We start from the raw sequence: 21,088 nt of genomic DNA on the forward strand, positions 1-21,088 counted from the left end.
TAGTTTTGACTGCGGGTGTATTTTACATATTAGGAGTACGAACAATATGCTACTTATTACTAGAAAATTAATAAATCGACTAAGCGAACCTTACAAAGAAGCAGATATGCTGGCCTGTTATGTTACGTCACAAGCGATTTCCTCAACGACAACTCGAGCTATATTGCTGATCAATCATGACGTGCTTAAAATTTTGTTTCTCAACGTATTTTCTTCCAAAGTTGTTCAAATGGTTCGAATATCACTTTCGGATCTGGAGCAACAGCGACTCAAATCCGGGCTTTCGTTAGCATCGATATGGTCTTTTCAGTCTCATGGTATTCATTATCGGTTTAGCATTATCAAAAAAATGCTTACTCTCGGCTCCATGCAAGCAGAGTTTCTAGCGTTTGTTGAAGAACATGTTGTGAGAGCCTGACGATAAGTATAGAATTTTATAGAGTATAATATGAAGCCGACAAAGGTTATTTTATGAAAAAAACAAATTAGCAAAAGCAAACTAAAAAGGCATATCCTTATGTCAGACTTGCTGTGAGGAAGCGAGTCAGAACAATGGATATGCCTTTTACATTTCTATAACAGTTTGTTGTGTACCAGAGCTAATTTTTGACCTAAGCTTGAAGCACAGCTTCACTACCAAGACTTTCGTTTTCTACCGTGCGATGTTTCAGGAAATACGTCAATGTACCGACCAGACCGAGAACAGCGAAGATGCACAGAATGCCGATCTGATCCCAGGCAACGCCGAATTGTCCGCTGGAGATGACCGCTTTGTATCCCGTTACGGAGTACGTCATTGGTAACCATGGGTTGAACACTTTCAGCCAGTTTGGAATGAGTTCCAGTGGGAACGTTCCCGCGCTGGTGGTGAGTTGGAAGATGAGCAGCAGGATGGCAATGAATCGTCCCGGATTTTCCAGCCAAGTTACCAATGCCTGAATGATGTACATAAAGCTCAGACTTGTCACAAAGCTGAACAAAAGGAATAACGGCACACTCTGTACCTTCAGGCCAAGCCCGTTCAATACCAGTCCGGAAGCGAGCAAAGATTGAACGCCACTCATAATGGTGAAGGCAAGGGTTTTGCTGACAAATCGATTCCAGCCACTTGCGTCACTTACACTACTACCACGTGTTGGCACAACCAGCGTTGCAATCAACGCACCGACAAATAATCCGAGTGATAGAAAATAGGGTGAAAAACCTGTGCCGTAGTTGGGCACTTCGTTTAATTTGTGTTCATCGACATGAACAGGTTCGGCATACATCGTAACCAGTTCATCGGTCTTTTTGACACTGCTCGTTTGTTGCGCAGCATCGTTTAATTTGGTGGCGAGTTCACCGGAACCGTCCGTTAACTTGATCGTGCCTTCTTGTAGCTTACCAGCACCATCAGCCAGCTTATGAGAACCGTCCGTAAGGGTGGAAACTCCGCCCTCCAGCTGGCTTACGCCAGACAACAGCTTACTTGCGCCAGTATTCAGTTGCTCTGATCCTGTTGCCAATTTGGCACTGCCAGCGGCGGCTTCGTTTAATTTGGCATTGAATTGGTGGAGTCCGGCACTGAGCTTTTCTTGTCCGCCGGATAACTGTGCAGCGCCTTGTACCAGCTGTTCTTCACCTTGAACCAACTGGCTACTGCCTTGATGCAATTGTTGCTGTGCAGCTTGCAGTTGCTGACTTCCGGCAACGAGTTGCTGTCCGCCTTGATATACCTGCTCACTGCCAGCGGCAACGGCCTGACTAGCCGCGAGTAACTGTTGAACAGCGGGGCTGGCTGCCAGTTCGGGACTGGACTTTGCTAATTGAGCCAGACCTTGGGCGACCGCTTTTGCGCCTTCGCTGACTTTGCCGCTACCTTCCACGGAAGTTTGCAGTCCGGCGGTCAGCTTGGCACTGCCTTGTTCGGTAGCTGCGAGTCCGGCGTCCAGTTTGGACGCGCCTTCTTGCGCAGCTTGGATACCGGCATGCAGCTGTTTACTGCCAGCTGCAGCCTGCGTTGCGCCGTCACCCAGCTTGGTGCCGACGGCAGCTAATTGTGCGAGACCACTGGATAATGTGCTCGCGCCGGAGTGAAGATCACCTGTGCCTTTGGCGAGGGTGGCTGTGCCTTCTTTTAACGAAACGGCGCCGGTTTGCAGCTTGCCTGCCCCGTCAGCCAGTTTCGCCAGGTTTTCTTTTAACGTAGCCGCCCCTTCGTCCAGTTTGCTTGCTCCATCATGGATTTTACCTGCGCCATCTCCGGCATCCGCCAAACCGTCCGAGATTTTCTCAACCTTATCCAGCAGGGTTTCGGTATATGATTCTGTGACTTTGGCAGAGACTTTGGAGCGAATCTGTTTCACCGCCGTACCACCGATCTGACCCGCAAGGAAGTTGTACCCTTCGTTGGGCTCGTAAATCAATTCTGCCGGAGCCGGATGCTCATTCATCAGCGTGGTTGCTTTGGCAGAAAAATCTTCTGGAATGACAATGGTCATGTAATATTTGTTATCCTTCATGCCTTGTTCTGCCTGGTCGCGGGTGACGAACTGCCAGTTGAAATCATCGCTTTTTTTCAGCTCATCGACCAGATTCTGACCGACTTCAAGCGATTTGTCATTGTAAACTGCACCCCGATCCGTGTTGACCACGGCGACAGGTAATTCATTCATTTTGCCATATGGGTCCCAGAAGGCGTTCAGGAACAGTCCGCTATATAACACGGGAATGAACAGCACCACGAGAATTGGAATAAATACTTTTGGTTTCTTGAAGGCGGATTTCAGATCCTGCCCAAATACACGAAATGATTTCATGATGTTCTCTCCCTATCTTACGCTTATCCCTTGTTTCTCTATTTAGTATGGTATGTGTGCGTCTGCGGGCGTTTTTCTAGTTGGGGGATAATCCATTTTTGAGAAAAAGACCTACAAACGCTTTGATCTGATCCTTGTGCAAGGTAGGATGCGCTTTATTCCAATCGGATGTTAGGCTGACGTATAACTTCAGTAGCACAAACGAAACCAGCTTGGGATCGTCGCTACGAATCTGCTGTAATTCCATGGCCCGACTCACTTGACGCTCGAGGTATTCGAGAATGGCTTTCTCTACTTTTTGCAGACCCTCTCTGGCTTGGGGTGTTCCGAAATCGTTGACCTCTTGGAAAAGCTTGATCAGCAGCTCATGCTCCTCCCGATATTCCAGCAACGAGTCCATACTCTGGTGTACGTTATCCAGAAAAGAGTTTTCTTCCTTCACCGTCTGCTCCGTAATCCGTTTCATGTCTGCAATAATCGAGCGCAGGATCTCATCAAACAATTCTTCTTTGTTCTCGAAAAAGGTATAGATCGTTCCTTTGCCCACATTGGCCAGTCTCGCCACTTGCTCCATCGTTGTGGCCTTGTAGCCAAACAGGGCAAAGGATTTCTCGGCAGAGTCCATCACCTGTTGCCTTCGATCTATCGTTTTCACGGCTATGCGCCTCCTTGGGGTCTGACGTGTGTAGTGGGTGAAGCGAGTAAAACATAAATTAGGATTGACCAGTTTACTGCATTGGTCAGTTGGTCGTTATTTAATGTAGCACTTGTGTATGGAGTTGGATGTGATCTATGTCATAGTTTGGAAAGTGAACGTTGTGATGGTGGGGAGAAGTTGGGAGAGTAGAGTAAGGTTCGAATGTGAAGCTCACATGAAAACCCCGGGGGATTCGCACCTTGAAAATAGTGAAAATAGGACATTTTGATGCCTTTTGGCAACAATACGCTGGAAAAAGATTGAATTCATTGGCGGTAACACATAGAATAGTAGTGAAAAAACGTAGTTTTGTGATGTGTACGAACGTACTATATGTGTTTTTCGCTGTCTCACTCCGTATGGAGTGTGTGGATTGAAATCATAGGTGGGAGTCGGTATCAAAATGAGCAATCGGCTACTCACTCGAGATTAGAAGTTTTGAAGATGTTATCCATATATCAACCGATGAGGAGTGTCAGGACATGTCCATACATCACATAGGTCAAAAGGTTACTTTTGCCGATATCAAAACGAGGTTGCCTCACGAAAGTTGGATGTATACACAGAATGATGCACATGATGGTGAATTTGATGCCGAGGAAGCATGGCTACATTCAGGTGATCTTCATATCAATGAGCTGTTGCTGGATGAGGGGCCTTTTTTAATTATGGTGGAGGGAAATCTGATCGTTGATCGTTATATTGGAAACACAGGATCGGACGCGGCTGCTTCTAACCTGGTTGTGCTTGGTGATCTTACAACGCCTTATATGCTCGTTGGAGGGCAGGAAATATATATTACAGGTAATCTTTATGTGGAGGATATGTTCTGGGGAGATTACAACCATGGAGAATTGACGGTGAGAGGCAACGTAGAAGGTGGGCTGCTAGTAAGTACAGAGCAATATAGAATTCAGGTTCAAGGACAGCGGAAAGTGAAGCGTCAGCTTGAAGAGTGGGAGGATCTCGGACCATGGCAAGGCTTTGACATGCTGGAGTTATTTGTTCCGGAGTGTGTCATTGACGAAGATACAGAAGAGCCTTTTCCATGGCGAGAAGAGATGATAAAGAGGCTACAACAGGGCCAGCCTATCATTAAACGAGAGTATATTTATGCCGCAGAACTAGCGCCAGATGTACCGGATTGGTTCGAAAATCATCAGTTCACCGCTGAGAACATTGAGCGTCTTACTCACCCTTCATTATTACCTGTAAGAGAGCAGGGTGAGTTGCTGAACAGCTATGAGTTTTGGGTGGATGGACAGTTTTGCCGAGGTTCTGTCTACGGGGATGAGTATACGGAAGGCTATTTCCGGAGTCTGTATTTTCAAGACGACCAAGGCTGTGCATTGTTGCTCAAAATAGAGCCAGCAGGCCAAGCTTCAGGCTCTCTTAATGAACTTGCTGAGCAAGCGGGCACTCCTGTCTGGATGATCTCAGGCGCATATCGTTATGTGAACAGTGAGAACTCCGAATGGAGCGTATTTACGGAAGACTCACCTTCGGATATTCAGCAGTTAAGCAACCGTGGATGGGATACTTTGCTGCAGTCCGTATCGAATTACCAGTATGTCCGCACCTTGATTTCGCCGCAACGTATTCGTGAATTATTAGCGTTGCCTATCGCGGAGCCGTATGACGATTATTATGATGATGACCGGCATGGGTTGTGGATTGAAGACTTCTATTTTGCATTTCGACAAGCAGGTCAAATGTATAATGATGTTCCCCAGCCAGCTATGCTGCGTATTGGTAGAGAGTATACGGATACACAAGGGGAGACGAAGGTCGAGAAATACTTCTATACGCTACACCGGCATGCGGACGGCACGGAAATTGTGTTAATTGAATACTCGGCTCAGGAGCAAGAGGATGAGGAAGAGCCATTGTTGCTTGAACTTCATTATGTAGGTGGTCCTCAATTACTACATGCCGTTCAATTGCTGGAACGAGGACGCAAAGAGCTGATGCAAGCGAATCAGGATTTGCTGAATGGGGAATTGCCCTATGCTGTTGAATCCTTTGCGAAGCGATATTGGAAATCCAAAGGATACCTTAAATAAAAGAGCTACACCATAAAACAAGGCGCCTAGACAGGATATTGCACCTGACCAGGCGTTTCTGTTTGGAGTTCGTCGATTGAAATATGTGAACTTAAGTAAGTTGTTAAAAAATAAAAAAAGATGCTCGTCTGAGCACCTACACACTGGGATAATTTAAAATGTACAGCCAATTTGTGGTGTCTATGAATTTCTCTTTTTCAGATGTAATCATGTTCGCAACGTTAATTATTGCGCTCCTGACATACATTGATCGAAAAAAGAAATAACCCGCCATAGGTTGGAGGCCTAGCGGGTTATTTCTTCACCTTACGAAACACACTTGGAGGATTATCCATCGCAAATGCTGTACAGGAGTAGCCATTGGCCTGGCTACTCTTATTTTTCCTTACTTTCATTTTATTAAACATTCATGCGACATACAACCGATGTATACATATTTTTATTCTTTAACTTTAATAACGAAGCGCAATAGTACAATATTGATAGAGACTCGGAAAGGTGCTGACGAACAAACGATGAATAACGAGCAAACCAAGTTACTTATCGGCGCGATCTCTTTGGAAGAGTATGTGCAAAAGGGGAAGTTGCCGCAGTGTTTACCAGCAGGTGTTCAGATCACACTGGAGAAGGTTAGAGCACAGGCGGATGAAGTGTGGAGTGTGGAAGCGGAAAAACTCGAAGTAATTAGCTTTGATTACGAAGGATACACGGTAAATATGACATTCCAGATGGACGGGACGTACTTGTTTGATAGTGTGGATGTTTGGGCCGAAGTAGGGAACAGCGTAAGAGTAGCGACAGAAATAGATGTAGAGTCAGATTCAGGTTCAGTAGAGTCTACTTTAGTTACTTCTAAATTAGCTGCAATGGAGACAGTAGAACGTATTCAACAATTTGCGGCAAATTTGGGAATGCAGCTGGAATGGTTCGAAATGGGTGATGAGCGAGTATGCCTGATGCCCAGCGCGGTGACGTTACACTATTTGAAGCAGCAAAATAGATGGAAGCTGGTTAAAATTGCGGGAGCTTACCGAAGCGTGGATGAAGTTAGGGCCGGCCTGAGCCGCATAGCTGATGCGGTGAATTAGTCTCGGACGAGCGCTAACGATCACAGGCTTTAAAGCCCCCTAATCCAATTGGACACTCGAAGCCACCTCAGATACACTAAATGAAATGAGGAGAGTGTTCATGAAAAGACGATTTAGATGCCCGGTTGAGGCGAAAAAGGAGTATGTCGTAGAGGTGCTTTCTGGCCTCCGGACAGAGGTCGTGGCACGAAAGTACGGCATGTCTCCTAAAACGCTGACGACTTGGGTTCGTCAATATGAAGATGAGGTGGGGGAACTGGTGGCTAAAAAACAAAAAGAAACGCAACAAATACAGCAAGATGCAGCCAACTATCAAGAATTACAAGAGAAATACGATGAAGCTTTGAAACTTCTCGGCGCAAAAGAATTAGAGAACCAGATTCTCAAGGATCTCGTTAAAAAAAAGTACCCCGACTACAAACCGCGATAGGTTGGATTGAGCGAGGATATCCTGTCCGTACGGTGCTTCGGATCTGCGATGTCCCTCGCTCAACATACTATTATCACTTGAAACACCCTGAACGCCAGCAACCCATAAGTAGCGGACGAAAAATCCCTGGATACTCTTACAACCAGCAGGGGAAGCGTATCTCGGACACTCGGATTTTCGGGTTTCTTCGTCGTTTGATCCAAGGGCCGGATGCGGCGTTTGGCTACCGAAAACTAACCGTGTTGTTGCGCCGGAAATACAACTTGGTGATTAACAAAAAGAAGGTATATCGGCTCTGTAAGTCTCTCTGTATCCTTCTCCCTCAGCGCGAACGAACGCATACTGTACCGAGAAAAGTAGCTAATAACCGAACGGTAGATGGGCCTAACCAATTGTGGCAGATGGATATCAAGTACGGTTATGTTGCAGGGAAACGCCGGCACTTTTTCCTCGCAAGTATTATTGATGTTTTTGATCGCCGAATCGTCGCTCACCATCGAGGTAAAGCCTGCGACACGCAGAGCATCTTGAATACGCTCCGGCAGGCTATGGTAACACGACGTATCCCTAAAACCGAGCCAAAGCTCGTGATTCGTACCGATAACGGCCCTCAGTTTATAAGCAAAGCGTTTTATAACTTCTGTGAAGAAGCAGGTTTAGAGCATGAGCGGACACCCGTTCGAACACCGAATAAAAATGCTTTTATTGAATCGTTTCATAGTGTTCTGGAACGTGAGTGTTACCAGCGACATTGTTTCGAAAGCTACGAAGAAGCCTTTTCCGAGGTAGATCGATACATCCGTTATTACAACAAAGACCGTATTCACGGCAGTCTACACGACTGGTCGCCGACAGATTACCTGCGCCTGGTCAACGAAGGAACCATAGAACCCAAATCCATTGCGTTATGATGCGTCAATCTGAGAAAAAGCTAGCTAGTGTCCAATATTAAGGGGTTGAACCGCAGGAGAGCTTATTTGGTCAGTTTATGACCTTTTCCAATTCTAACGATCACCACAGACGTTATTTGGAAGAAATACAGCAGAAAACGTCGGAAAACAAGGTGTTTCGAATAAATAAGGTTTCTGGTGATCGTTAGAGTTCTATGAGGCAAAAAAATAGGCAAATAGCGTCTCCTGAGATCGTTAGAATTAACGTCAATCAGAGCAAGCTAAAAAACCAAGGCATGAGTGCACAAACACTCAAGCCTTGGTTGATGGTACTTCTATGGCGCATACCGCCTATGATCAGTACTTGGTGATTGCCTGCAATTCCTCACAATTTCTGCGGGTTCTTATGCAATACAATTCACAACGACCGCATAATCTGTACTTCTCTCCTCCGCGGTATGCCTGCCAAGCCAAACTTCTCAGCTTACGCTTCTTTTACCTTAAAGAACGAGATGAGTTCTTGCAATTGCTCGGATACTTCAGCTAATTCGTCGGATGCGCTGACGATGGCAGCCATGGAAGTTTCCTGTTCGGCGATGGAGTTCTCGATGAGTTTGCTGCTGCTTGCTGCTTTGCTGACACTTGCAGAGAGTTCGTCTGCTGTCGCGGACATTTCTTGTGTACTTGCTGAGATTTCTTCGGTGGAGCTGGAGATATCCTGAATCTGGTTCGCTACTTTGTTGGTAGCGGTCAAGATATCTTCGAAGAAAGCTCCCGTTTCCCGCGTAACGTTGAGGCCTTTTTGTACTTCTTCCGAACCACGTTCCATCGCGTCTGCCGATTGGCCGATATCTCGCTGAATCTCATCGATCAACGCACGAATCTGGGTTGCAGATTCTTGGGACTGTTCAGCAAGTTTACGTACTTCTCCAGCCACGACTGCGAAGCCTCGGCCTTCCTCCCCAACGCGTGCTGCTTCGATGGAAGCATTCAGGGCGAGCAGGTTGGTCTGACCAGCGATATCCGTAATGATGCCGACAATGCTACTGATCTCATTGGAACGGTTCTCCAGAGATTGAATCGACGCATAGGTGTTCTGAACAGCACTTGAGATCAGGCCCATCTGGTCGATAACCTGTTGCATAATTTCATGTCCGTTATTCGAGCGTTGCTCCATGCTGAGCGCTTCATCGGCAACTTCAGCCGAACTTCCGGCAATGTTCTGCACTACGGTAGACATCTCGGTCATGGCGCGTGCACTTTCTACAGTTGCTTTGTCCTGAGAGACGAGACCTGTAGAGATTTCACGGATGTTGGTGCTGATCGATTGAATATTATCGTTGTTTTTCGCCGAAATATCCAGTAGTTCTTTCGACGAATTCGAGAGATGACGAGATGTATTTTTGACTTTGAACAGAGTCGTGTTGAAACGCTCAATCATCTCATTGAACTTTTCGTTAATGACTCCCAGATCATCTCGTCCTGTCCGAATCGTAACGTTTAGATTACCTGTGCTTACTTCCTCAATGCCTTTCATGAGGTCACGAATCGGGCGCATGGTTTTCTTCAGCATAATAAATTGCAGTACCATGAACAGAATCAGGAAACCGACCAGGTACATCAGGCCGTAAAGCAATAATTTATTCAGCCCATTGGGCACGGCACTTGCATCAACATCAAAGTACAGCGCTGCGTAGATGGAACCGTCTGCTTTTTTGATTGGATACATCAGTGTTGTCCATGTTCCGAAATCATCGGTATAGAAATCACTAAACGCAGGTGCACCGGTTGCATTCATATCATCGAGACCATGCTCAATCTGAGGAGATAACGGATAGTTTGTACCGGGCAGATACTTATCTTTCTCAAACGGTTCAACCAGACTGGTTGGAATCGCATAAATCGGAGCACTCTTTTCTTGATCCAGCTGTGAACCGAAAATGTAAGCTTGCGCGATATTGGGATTAAAGGTGTGGATGGAATCTAGATATTCCTTAAGCTTACTCTGATATGTATCGGAATAACTCTTCTCGGATGTGGCCTGTTCAACCTGACTTGTGTCCAGATCCTGAGACCATTTCAAGGTCGTAATCTCGGCTTGATCTTGCAATTGCTTGATTAATATACTTTTTTGCAACTGATAAGCTGCGGTGATCAGAATAATTCCAATCAGAGCGATGCTCCCGAATGAAATGATCAGATTTTTGGCGAAAAATGGAATGGTGCTCCAGCGAAGCTTTTTAAACAAGGTCATTCACTCCTCCTGTAAAATTAAAAAGGACTTCACCTGGACGTCGTATACGCTAGTGTTGCATTGCTTTCATGATGGATAGACATCTCCAATTACGATGAGATTTTCAATGTCGTTACAGATAAGAAGACTATAGTTGCTAATTATATTGTGTTTGTTCTTCACGTATATGAACTCCAGGTAAGTTCTACTCCTCAGTTATATCGTTATTTCGACATATTAATGTTAGATTTTTCAAACAAAATAGGACTTATGGACTGGAACTTTTGGATTATCTTCGTATTTTACGTAAGAAGTGTCATATTGTTAAGAGTGTTCTCTCCTGATTCGAATTACGAAAATGTTATTTTCTAAACAAAGAGTTATCTGCACTTTTAGGACATGTGGCATGGAATCCTGATCTTGAATATCCCAGCCCCATACATCTTTTGACACAATTACGGAGAATACGTAAACGACTAGTTAATATTTCGGAAAAAATGTGATAAAGGTCACAGTCAAGTTATAAAAAATGTGTATACCCACACCGATAAGTCTATATGTGAAATCTCTAAGCAGAACCCAATCTGCCAGAGATCAAGACAATTTAATCGTGAAAAGGGTGGCTCACACACATGCGTAGCATGAGTATTGGTACTAAAATCAGTTTGATCGTGATCGGTATTTTCATTTTGTTTTCCTCGGCCGTAGCGGTCAGCGTTGTGATGGAGATGCGAAATGGCATTAAGACCTTCGCTACCGAAAAGGCGAAACGGGATCTCGAGATGGCGAATCACATTTTGTCATACAAATACCCGGGAGACTGGGCCATTAAAGATGGACAGTTGTACAAAGGCGATGCATTGCTGGAAGAAAATTTTGATCTGGTGGACGAAATCGGCAACGCGTCAGGGGATACCGTTACCCTTTTTCGCGGAGATGAACGAATCGCTACGAATGTAATGGTTGACGGGAAACGCGCCATAGGCACGAAGGTGTCCGAACAGGTGGCACAGACTGTTTTGCAGAAGGGTGAAAAGTATTTTGGGGAAGCAGTTGTTGTCGGACAAAAGACTCAAACTGCTTATGAACCCATTAAAAACGCATCAGGAGAGATCATCGGTATTTTCTATGTGGGTGCTTCTCAATCATTAATTGATGTGATTATCTCTTCGTTTCTTCGAACCTTTCTGATCGTCGTTGGTATTGCGATGTTGATTGCCATTGTATTGATTGTTTGGTACGTCCGCAGGGTGAGAGCCAGAATTAACCGGGTATCTCTTGCCATTAAACGTGCAGGAACGGGAGACTTCACACAGCCAGTGGTCGATCATGTTAGAGATGAGATTGGTATGCTAGGTGCAGGTTACAATGAAATGAGAAGTAGCTTGCAGGGCATTATTCAAGGCGGGCTGGACGCAGCGGATAAAGCAGGTCATTCCACGGGATTGCTGCTACAGATTGCGGAACAGACCGCAAGTGTGTCAGAACAGATTGCTGTCTCTGTGGAACAGGTCGCCCGAGGGGCCGAAAGTCAGACTGTAAGTACGGAAGAGAATCTGCAAGCGATGGAAGAAGTGGCTATCGGCGTACAGCGTATAGCAGATAGAGCTTCCAGCATTGCAGATGCCGCAGTGTACTCACGGGAGCAAGCGGACACTGGAGGACAAGCGGTACAGCTAACGGTGGAACAGATGGCAGCCATTGAAGCTTCCGTCAGTGCGACGGATGAAGTGATTCGTATGCTGGAGGAGAAGTCTGCTCAGATCGGTCAGATGGTTTCTGCTATTCATGAGATTGCAGGCCAGACGAATCTGCTCGCGCTTAATGCTTCCATCGAGGCTGCAAGAGCGGGAGAGCAAGGTAGAGGTTTTGCCGTTGTATCTACCGAAGTGCGGAAGCTGGCTGAACAGGCTGGACAATCGTCGAGCCAGATTGAAGCGCTTGTCGGAGCGATGGAACAGGACATGTTGCATTCCTTGGCAGCGATGGCCAAAGTGAAGCAAGAAGTAAGCGAGGGTTTGCGACTTACAAAAGAAACCGAACAGAGCTTTACCCAGATTCGGGATACGAACCTGCGCATTGCAACAGAGATCGAAGATATGGCGGCGACCAGTGAAGAGATGTCGGCAGGTGTAGAGCAGATTGTGGCATCGGTGAACGAGATTGCACGTCATGCACAGACGGCCAGCACCAATTCTCAACATGCCGCCGGGTCTGCACAAGAGCAACTCAAATCTGTGGAGCAGATCAAGGAGTCCGCAGCGATGCTGTCTGATGTTTCGGCAGAACTGCAAGCATCCCTGAAACCTTTTAAGATATAACATGTAGCCTAGGCTTCTCCTTAATCTTTCAACACGATCCACCTACAGATTGAAGTGAAATTGCATCAAGTCCACCTGCGGGTGGACTTTTATTTACTTTGGGCTGGTTATACTGTTCCTAGATGGAGCGGTAAGAAGAGACGTAATATGAAAGAAAGTGAGGAATGTTAGATGTTGAATATGGTGATTACAGGTTTGATTATTGTATTGTTATCGATGAGGGAAAAAGAGGTTAAGCTTGATCGCATGTGGATACTACCTGTGATTGTTGCGGTTGCCATCTTTTTCAATATATCTCAAGTACCTCTTACAGGGCTGACGTTGCTTTTTTATATTATGTTTCTGGTCATTGGTTGCGGTATAGGCTTGTGGCGTGCCTGGATGGAACGGTTGCGGGTGGATGCGTTGACTGGCAAAGTGATGTCTAAAGGTTCCATGGGCACAGCTATTGTACTTATCATCATTATGCTGGTTAAGCATTACATCAGTACACTGGATGTACATCACAGTGTGGTTGCTCTGAGCAGTGCATTGCTATTTATACCGCTCGGGAGTATTGCTGCTCGTCGGTTTATCATTTATTATCGGGTTCGTCACATGCAAGCTGTCAAGGTATAGTTTTCAACGTATAGTCGAAATTAAACTGGAATCCTTACGAGGAGTCATCTGATCAGGCTCGCTGGATTCAAGGTGATGCGAAAGGGAAACTTATGCAGAATCAAATGGTCACGTTGAATAACATACGAAAATTTATAGCTGATCACACAGGGGATATGATTCTCAGTCTGTTGCTACTGTATAATCTGGTCAGTCCAATGGAACCATTCACCTGGCTCGGTTTGTGTGCAGGTCTCGTTATCCGTTTACCTTACTTTGTACTGGTCTGGACACCGAACTGGCTAAAAAAAGATCGGATTCGTACGATCATGATTGGTTTAACCTGGGCGGCTACGCTTCTCTATGCGGCATTGTTCCATGCAGAGTATCGTATTTTTGAGCTTACCTTTTATCTCATCGGATATGCTGCGTTGAATCTGCCCGTATTCCGTTCCTGGTGGCTGGGGTTAATCATTCTCGTGGGTAACGGGCTATTGTTGTATGCTGCCGGAGTGGAGTTACATCTGATTTGGTTATATACGATGGCTTATATTGTCACGTACATTTTCTGCTGGGGAGCACGGATCAAGCGGGAGAGCAGGCGAGAGAGCGAGCGTCATTATGCCGAATTACAGGCTGTACATGACGAATTGAGCCAGGCACATGATGAGCTTCAGCATACGCATGAAGAACTGGAGCGGGCAACCGTGCGTTTAATGTACTATGCGGTGATTGAAGAGCGGGGACGAATATCGATGGATTTGCACGATAGTATCGGGAATCGTCTGACATCGGCTATTGTGCAACTTCAAGCTATTCCATATATGATGAAGGTGGACGCGACTGAAGCGGATAAAGCCATTGGCACCGTGCTGGATGTGGTGCGGCAAAGCTTGCAGGAAGTGCGGACGGTGGCTCATCAGATGGGGAGCAGCGAAGCTGGGCTTGGGCTGGTTGCGCTGAACAGTCTGGTCAGTGAAGTACAGAAGTTAACCGGTTGTTCCATTGAACTGCGCTATGCTGGGCCAAAGGAAGCATGGTCGCAGGAGACGTCCGAACTACTGTACCGGATTCTACAGGAGGCGTTATCGAACATTATTCGTCATGCCCAAGCTACCCAAATAAGCGTACATATCAAGGAACAGGAAGAGGATCTGTTCATGCAGGTAGAGGATAACGGCGTATTCATCCAGCAACAACTGCTTGTACCGGGTTTTGGCTTATCCAGTATGAAAGCAAGGTGTGAGAGGGTTGGAGGATCAATGACCATCGAAGCGATCTATCCGCACGGGATGAAGCTGACTGTCTGCATTCCACATGGAGGCATAAAATCGACATCAGGAGGAGGGGAGCTATGACAGAGAAATCAACGATTCGTGTGCTTCTAGTGGATGACCAGCATCTGGTCAGGCATGGGTTGCGTTTTATTATTAATGCCCAGCAAGATATGGAAGTGGTTGGTGAGGCAGGGAGCGGACATGAGGCGGTGAGGCTTGCGGTAGAGTTAAACCCCCACGTCGTGTTTATGGATGTGCAGATGGAGGACGGGGACGGACTGGAAGCCACACAGGCTTTACTGGATTTGCAGCCCGAATGCAAGGTCGTCATCTTAACGACGTTTGATCAAGAAGATTATGTATATCAGGGAATACGTGCCGGGGCCGTAGGTTATCTGTTGAAGGACGCCGCGCCGGAAGAACTGATTGATGCGGTCAGGGCGGCTTATCGCGGTGAAGCGATCTACAGAACTGCTGTTGCGGCGAAGGTGATCGGCATTGCAGTACGGTCGCCCGGAACATCAGCCCAGGATGACAAAAAAGCCAAAGAAGCTGTAGATTCAACCTTCAGACAGGAAACGAGAGAGCTCGCATCGCTCGCAGATGCCTTCACGGGACGTGAACTTGAAGTGTTACAACAGATGGCTTACGGTCTAAGGAATGAAGAGATTGCCCGAAAGTTGTTCATTGGCGAGAGCACCGTAAAGACGCATGTGCATCGCATTTTGCAGAAAATTCAGGTGGAGGATCGCACGCAGGCAGTGGTTTTTGCCATTCGAAACGGTTATGTAAAATAAGCATACAGATGTAGGACTACAAATAAAATAGAAATAGGCCCTGTACCGTTCAAGCGGTTCAGGGCCTTCTGCTTTTGTCGGATAGGTTGCTGTCTTTTCGTGGTTAACGTTCGGCCTTATAATTCGTGTGATCCGTGTGTTTGGATGGATCAGCCGCACGCGCAGGACGTGAGTGAGCTTCGGTACGTTCAGTGCTCGTTTGCTGAGGCGAGTAGAAGTTAATGATGTCGTCAACCGTGGAAAATACAACGTGTTCACTTGCTTTATAATGATCTGTTGGAATAAAAACCTCTTTTCTGTGATGGATGTAGATAAAACAACAAAAAGTAAGTGTCGGTGGGCATAAATAAAGGGCTGCCGGAGGCAGCCCTCGTATCAATTACAGTTTAGTAACGTTCTCCGCTTGTGGACCACGGTTACCTTGAGTTACTTCGAACTCTACACGTTGACCTTCGTCCAACGTTTTGTAACCATCACCTTGAATGGCGCTGAAGTGAACGAATACGTCTGTTCCTTCTTCAGTTTCGATGAAGCCAAATCCTTTGTCTGCGTTGAACCATTTTACTGTACCTGTTTGCATGTGATTCCTCCAAAAATAATAAGTTTTGTACGACCATTGGTATGAGCTGCATTCAATAATTAATGCTCATTCGGTGGTTAGACCGTAGACGTTCTGTCCACTAATGTATCGACCTATATCATCATAACACGCGTACCAATATAAGTCAATTTTTGAATGTATTTTCTAAAAAAAAGAGCGCCCATAGAGGCGCAATCCCTTGCCAGACGGGATAAAATGATTCATCGGTAGATCATATTTTCTCACCAAAAAGAAAGCGATTACATGAATTGAATTTTATTGTATATTATGTTGGAAACCTTGCGCTTTATGATATCGGTTAAAGACCGTGCATATTCGTTCGTTAGAGAAAAAGGGAGGAAGCATATCATGTACCGGGTTCTGCTCGTGGATGATGAGGAAGATGTTCGTGAAGGGTTGGTTGTCGAGGTGGATTGGGAGGCACTGGATCTACGCATTGTGGGTCTGGCCGAGAATGGCCGTGAGGCTCTGGAGATGGCAGAGAGGATAGAACCCGACATCGTGATTACTGACATCAGCATGCCGTTTATGGATGGATTGGAGCTGGCACGAAGATTAAGAGAGCGAAATCCACTAGTGAAGGTCGTTATTTTAACGGGATATGATGAATTTGATTACGCTCGGCAGGCGGTATCGCTTAGTGTGGATGAATATTTGTTGAAGCCCTTCTCGGCTGGACATCTTACCGAACTGCTCACCAGATTGCGTGCTCAGATGGAGGCGGAGATCGCGGAACGTGAGGACGTGCAACAATTGCGAGAACACTATCGCACCAGCTTGCCTTTATTACAGGCTGATTTGATTGCAACGTTGTTACATCGCCAGAAATCATCAGCATATATATTAAGCCGGGCAAGCCAGTGCGGACTGGAACTGGGAGGTAAACGTTATGGTGTATCGATCCTTACATTGCATCCGACCGAAGATCCGGAATTGAAGCTGTTTGCAGCGCTGAATATTGCGGCAGAGGTGTGGGCGGATCACAAGGCAGGCTATGCCTTTATGCACCAAGAGACGGTTGTATTGCTCTACGTGGAACCGCTGGACGGAATAGAAGGGAAGGCGGAAAACCCGCAACAGCATGCACTGGAAAATGTAGTGCGAAGCATCCGTCACTATTTGCGTGTGCCTGTAACGATTGGATCGAGCAGGCTTGTGAACACCCTTCCCGATGTGAAACATGCCTATGAGGATGCCTTGCTGGCGCTGGATTACCGACTTGTGCCAGGGACGGATTCCTTGATCTACATTGGGGACGTGGATCGGCAGGCCGCAGGCAAGCTACGTTTTGATGAATTGAAACAACAGACGTTAACCCGCTGTTTGAAGGCGGGAACGCAGGCAGAGCTGGAGCAAGGGCTACAGCTCATTTTCCGGGAAATTACGGTGGAACACGGGCGCAGTGATATTCAGTTGTATTTGATCGAAGTATTAACTACCGTTTGGAAGGCCGCACAGGCTTCGGGTGAAGAGATGGAGGATATATTCGGTGCCGGATTCCAGCTGTATACGGATCTGTTCCGACTTCCGGGTCTGTCCGAGGCACAGCATAAGGTGAGTGAAGTCTGTCTGCTTGTACAACAGCGGATATCCAGCGGACGCCAGCATGTATACAAAGATATTGTGGAGCAGGCGCTTACGTTTACGAAGAAACATTATGCCGATCCGGATCTGTCCATTCAGAAGATATGTGCACATCTACATATCAGCTCCGGTTATTTTTGCAGCATTTTCAAAAAAGAAGTACAGCTTACCTTTCTGCAATATCTGATGCAGATTCGAATGGATGAAGCGAGGGAACTGCTCCGCTCTACGGAGCTGAAGTCGTTTCAGATTGCCGAGAAGGTGGGCTTTGCCGAGCCGAATTATTTCAGCTTTTGTTTTAAAAAGCATACTGGCGTCTCGCCCAAAGAGTATCGGAAACAGGCCATTATGACCCCAGAAGGTTCCCTTCAATGAACTGGAGCACGTTAACCGCACGAATCAAGTCTATTGTGATGAAGCTCCGCTTGGTTGTTCGTTCGTCCAAGGTCAGCAGCATTCGTTCCATTATTACGTGGTCTTTCTCCATCTTCATTGTGCTGGTACTCACCATTATGGCGATATTACTGCATGACAAATTCACCCAGGCTGCCGAGCGCAGTGCAGAATTGTCGACCAGACAGATCGTGGATCAGGTCAGTTATAACCTGGAGGATTACGTGCGCAGCATGTCCCATCTGTATCGTGCCATTGAGGAACATATGCTACGGGACGGTACATGGGAAGGGGAACAGGTGGACAAACAGCTGGATACATTGCTCAGTAGCCGGGAAGATATCATTTCCATTACACTGCTCGACGCCGACGGACAGTTGCTCAAGAACAGGCCGGCTGCCGAACTGAAGCGCAGTGCTCACGTCACTCAACAAGGATGGTTTCAATCGGCCCTACGTGTACCTAATCATCTAAGTTTCTCCTTGCCTCATATTCAAAACATGTACGCTGGACCCTATCAATGGGTCGTTTCCATGAGTAAGGGCATTACCATCAAACAGCAGGGCCAGGAGAAGCAAGTGATCCTGCTGGTCGATATCAATTTTAAACAAATGGACGAACTGAGCAGCCGGGTCAGCCTGGGGCAACGGGGTTACGTCTATATTATTGATGAGAGTGCTGGCAATATTGTGTATCATCCACAGCAGCAACTCATGTATATGGGACTGAAAAAAGAAAATATTGAGCAGGCTCTCGTGGCTACGGGGAGTTACGAAGATGAGGCGGATGGGCAGAAAAGGCTGAATACCGTCAAATCGGTGGCCAATATCGGTTGGAAAATTGTTGGTGTGGCGTATCTGGATGAAATCATGACAACACGTCAGGAAGTGAACGGATACCTGATTCGTGTGCTGGTTGTTGTGCTGGTGCTTGTCATTGTGGTATCCCTGTTTCTCTCTTCGAGTCTGACACGTCCAATCCGGTTGATGGAGAGAAAGATGAAGGCGGTGGAGCGAGGGGATTTCAACGTGGAGCTGCCCATAACGGGACCGCTTGAGGTCGAGCGCCTGGCGCGTAGGTTCAACCTGATGGTGAACAAAATCCGTAACCTCATGGATGAGATCATTCATGAACAGGAGCAGAAACGCCGTCTGGAGCTGGAGGCACTACAAGCCCAGATTAATCCGCATTTTCTATATAATACGCTGAATTCGGTTGTGCGCATGGTCGGCATGAGCCGTAATGATGAAGTGATTACGATGATTACGTCGCTTTCGCGCTTATTTCGCATCAGTCTCAGCCAGGGTAAAACGATCATTACCGTCCGCGAGGAATTGGAACATGCCCGTCATTACCTGACCATTCAGCAGATGCGTTTCAAACACAAGTTTACTTTCAATATTCATGCGGATGAGCAGGTGCTGGACTGCCTGACACTGAAGCTGATACTACAGCCGCTCATTGAAAACGCCATTGTGCACGGTATCGAGTATCACATGGACGAGGGAAGTATCGAGGTGCATGTGCAACGTGAAGAGCAGATTCTGATATTTCGCATTACAGATAACGGTGTAGGCATGTCGGAGGAACAGATGGCAGGATTGCTCAGCGGCCGTCCGGTTGTGAAGAGCGGGGCGGGTTCCGGTGTCGCTGTACGCAATGTGCATGATCGCATCCGGCACTATTATGGCGAGGGATATGGCCTGGAATTTGCAAGTGAGCTGGAGGAAGGCACTACGGTATGGATTCGGATTCCTGTTCAGGAGGAACAGAAGGAGGACGGGATAAATGATGGACGATAGCCTAATCAGTAGCAAAACCACTGGTGAAACCAGCAGCAAGATCAATAACCAGAGCATAACCACACGCGGTGTATTGGCAAAAGAAAGCCAGGCCACTCTTCCCGGTTCCCCGGGATTATGGCTATTCAAAACCTTGTGCCAGGCAGCTGCAGCCTGCTGCCTGTTCATCTGTGCCGCCTGCGGCATGGCAGGGGCGGATCAATCGGCGTCGCCACAGCGCATAGCGCTGATTACGCCTGCGGGCACGGGGGAGCTCGCCGAAGCGATCCGCCTGGGAGCTGAGGCAGCCGCCAAAGAGCGCGGCGCACAGCTCATCACCGTTGAAGCGTATCCCGTGGACTCCGCTTCACACACCTCATCTAATGCGGACTATGCAATAAGTCCGCCATCTGTGGGTACACCTGCCGCAGCAAATCGGGATTATACCCGCAGTGAGCGTGAACAAGCCCAGGTCCAGGCAGCTGAACTCGCATTGAAACAAGGGGCAACCGCACTGCTGGTTGATCCGTTAAGTGAAGATGTTCTTGGCGATATCATTCGGGAGGCAGAGACGGTGAGAACAGATGGAGGTATCGTACCTGTTATTGTGTTGAACGATGAGTTCCCCGTCAAAGGCATTACCAGTGTCATCTCCATGGATAATCTTGAGGCAGGACGTCAAGCCGGGCAGGGCATGGCTGAATTACTGGAAGGTCATGGCCTTATTGCTTTAGTAGGCCCGGACCCGCTAAGCGCAGGCCTGGTTCTGAGGGAACAAGGGATCGAGGAAGCGTTGCAGCAATACCCGGACATCAACATCATTCCCAAATCCGTATGCAACAACAGGGATGCGTGCTGGCAAACAGTCAAGCAACTACTGGATCAGCATGAGCTGACCGGAATCATTGCCCTGCAAGAGCCGGCATCGCTCGGGGCGGCAGATGAATTGCATCGTCGCAAGGATGGAAGGCAGATCAGCATTGTTGGGTTCGGTAGCGAACAACAGCAGTTAGAACAGTTGCAGGAAGGCGTTTTTCAACGATTGATTGTGCAGAATGGGTACAGTGCTGGCTACCTGGGGCTTAATCAGGCACTTGCCAAACTGAAGCGGGAGCATGTTCAGACAAGGGTCATCCTGGAAACCAAGGTCGTTAGCACAGATAATATGTTCTGGATGGATAACCAGAAGCTCTTATTTCCGTTTGTGCAATGAGTATAATTCTCCTGATTCATGTGAATTTGCTATATAAGTTGAACTGTTTATTTTACACATTAACGGAGAGGACAGAAAAAACCTGGAGAAGCGAAGCGCTCGCCTTTATCACCGGATTTTCCCTTTTAGAAAAGGGAATCGAAAAAATCCGGGGATAACAGCGATTGGAAGGTTATTCTGTCATCGGAGTGTATCGTGTAAAAACTTTTAGTTCAACTTATTTAGTATAGATGAACTGATGAGGATTTCGATAGAACAGATGAAGATATTGTATTCGAAAATAATGTAAACCCTTTCATAATAAAGACATCGGTAAAGCCGAATG

Annotated in this window: 16 protein-coding genes; 12 read left to right on the plus strand and 4 right to left on the minus strand. The window is 46.9% G+C overall.

Annotated features, from left to right (window positions below; translation table 11 throughout):
• The first annotated feature begins 46 nt into the window (after positions 1-46).
• Positions 47-418: a hypothetical protein gene (locus tag MKY23_RS05330; RefSeq protein ID WP_339836030.1), complete on the plus strand. Its 372-nt coding sequence runs from the start codon at positions 47-49 to the stop codon at positions 416-418.
• 193 nt (positions 419-611) lie between these two features.
• Here the strand turns inward: MKY23_RS05330 and MKY23_RS05335 are convergent, their stop codons facing one another.
• On the minus strand, positions 612-2,798 hold the full coding sequence (locus tag MKY23_RS05335) for a YhgE/Pip domain-containing protein (protein ID WP_339836032.1): 2,187 nt from the start codon (positions 2,796-2,798) through the stop codon (positions 612-614).
• Between the two features lie 76 nt (positions 2,799-2,874).
• Complete coding sequence (locus MKY23_RS05340; RefSeq protein WP_154890699.1) at positions 2,875-3,453, minus strand: TetR/AcrR family transcriptional regulator; 579 nt, start codon at positions 3,451-3,453, stop codon at positions 2,875-2,877.
• A 524-nt stretch (positions 3,454-3,977) separates the two neighbouring features.
• On the opposite strand from MKY23_RS05340, the gene MKY23_RS05345 reads away from it, so the two are divergent.
• From MKY23_RS05345 to MKY23_RS05360, 4 genes are all read left to right on the plus strand, one after another.
• The gene (locus tag MKY23_RS05345) at positions 3,978-5,558 is read left to right on the plus strand and encodes a hypothetical protein (RefSeq protein WP_339836035.1); all 1,581 of its coding nucleotides are present in this window, start codon (positions 3,978-3,980) and stop codon (positions 5,556-5,558) included.
• Between the two features lie 515 nt (positions 5,559-6,073).
• Positions 6,074-6,646, plus strand: a complete 573-nt coding sequence (locus MKY23_RS05350; RefSeq protein WP_339836037.1) for a hypothetical protein — start codon at positions 6,074-6,076, stop codon at positions 6,644-6,646.
• Positions 6,647-6,746: 100 nt separating this feature from the next.
• Positions 6,747-7,076 (plus strand): transposase, encoded by a 330-nt coding sequence (locus tag MKY23_RS05355; RefSeq protein ID WP_221791733.1) that lies wholly within the window; start codon positions 6,747-6,749, stop codon positions 7,074-7,076.
• 5 nt (positions 7,077-7,081) lie between these two features.
• Positions 7,082-7,987 carry an IS3 family transposase gene (locus MKY23_RS05360; RefSeq protein ID WP_336122791.1) on the plus strand — a complete coding sequence of 302 codons (906 nt, stop codon included), beginning with the start codon at positions 7,082-7,084 and terminating at the stop codon, positions 7,985-7,987.
• Between the two features lie 463 nt (positions 7,988-8,450).
• On the opposite strand, the gene MKY23_RS05365 is transcribed toward MKY23_RS05360, so the two are convergent.
• Positions 8,451-10,220, minus strand: a complete 1,770-nt coding sequence (locus MKY23_RS05365) for a methyl-accepting chemotaxis protein (protein ID WP_339836040.1) — start codon at positions 10,218-10,220, stop codon at positions 8,451-8,453.
• Positions 10,221-10,831: 611 nt separating this feature from the next.
• On the opposite strand from MKY23_RS05365, the gene MKY23_RS05370 reads away from it, so the two are divergent.
• The 4 genes from MKY23_RS05370 (at position 10,832) to MKY23_RS05385 (ending at position 15,191) form a co-directional block, all read left to right on the plus strand.
• Positions 10,832-12,520, plus strand: a complete 1,689-nt coding sequence (locus tag MKY23_RS05370; protein ID WP_339836043.1) for a methyl-accepting chemotaxis protein — start codon at positions 10,832-10,834, stop codon at positions 12,518-12,520.
• Positions 12,521-12,691: 171 nt separating this feature from the next.
• Positions 12,692-13,138: a hypothetical protein gene (locus MKY23_RS05375; protein ID WP_339836046.1), complete on the plus strand. Its 447-nt coding sequence runs from the start codon at positions 12,692-12,694 to the stop codon at positions 13,136-13,138.
• A gap of 113 nt (positions 13,139-13,251) precedes the next feature.
• Positions 13,252-14,475 (plus strand): sensor histidine kinase, encoded by a 1,224-nt coding sequence (locus MKY23_RS05380; protein ID WP_339836049.1) that lies wholly within the window; start codon positions 13,252-13,254, stop codon positions 14,473-14,475.
• Positions 14,472-15,191 (plus strand): response regulator transcription factor, encoded by a 720-nt coding sequence (locus MKY23_RS05385; RefSeq protein ID WP_339836052.1) that lies wholly within the window; start codon positions 14,472-14,474, stop codon positions 15,189-15,191. Before MKY23_RS05380 ends, MKY23_RS05385 begins: the two co-directional genes overlap by 4 nt.
• 379 nt (positions 15,192-15,570) lie before the next feature.
• Here the strand turns inward: MKY23_RS05385 and MKY23_RS05390 are convergent, their stop codons facing one another.
• A complete protein-coding gene (locus tag MKY23_RS05390; RefSeq protein WP_090917732.1) occupies positions 15,571-15,771 on the minus strand; it encodes a cold-shock protein in 201 nt (66 codons plus the stop codon).
• A 369-nt stretch (positions 15,772-16,140) separates the two neighbouring features.
• On the opposite strand from MKY23_RS05390, the gene MKY23_RS05395 reads away from it, so the two are divergent.
• Genes MKY23_RS05395 through MKY23_RS05405 form a run of 3 tightly spaced genes read left to right on the plus strand, consistent with a single transcriptional unit; the run spans position 16,141 to position 20,763 of the window.
• Positions 16,141-17,751 (plus strand): response regulator, encoded by a 1,611-nt coding sequence (locus tag MKY23_RS05395; RefSeq protein WP_339836056.1) that lies wholly within the window; start codon positions 16,141-16,143, stop codon positions 17,749-17,751.
• A 38-nt stretch (positions 17,752-17,789) separates the two neighbouring features.
• Positions 17,790-19,571, plus strand: a complete 1,782-nt coding sequence (locus MKY23_RS05400) for a sensor histidine kinase (protein WP_339839231.1) — start codon at positions 17,790-17,792, stop codon at positions 19,569-19,571.
• Positions 19,558-20,763, plus strand: coding sequence for a substrate-binding domain-containing protein (locus MKY23_RS05405; RefSeq protein ID WP_339836059.1), 1,206 nt, complete (start codon positions 19,558-19,560; stop codon positions 20,761-20,763). Before MKY23_RS05400 ends, MKY23_RS05405 begins: the two co-directional genes overlap by 14 nt.
• Positions 20,764-21,088 lie beyond the last annotated feature (325 nt).

The sequence above is a fragment of the Paenibacillus sp. FSL R7-0272 genome, from assembly GCF_037969905.1.
In the GTDB taxonomy this organism is placed as follows: domain Bacteria; phylum Bacillota; class Bacilli; order Paenibacillales; family Paenibacillaceae; genus Paenibacillus; species Paenibacillus polysaccharolyticus.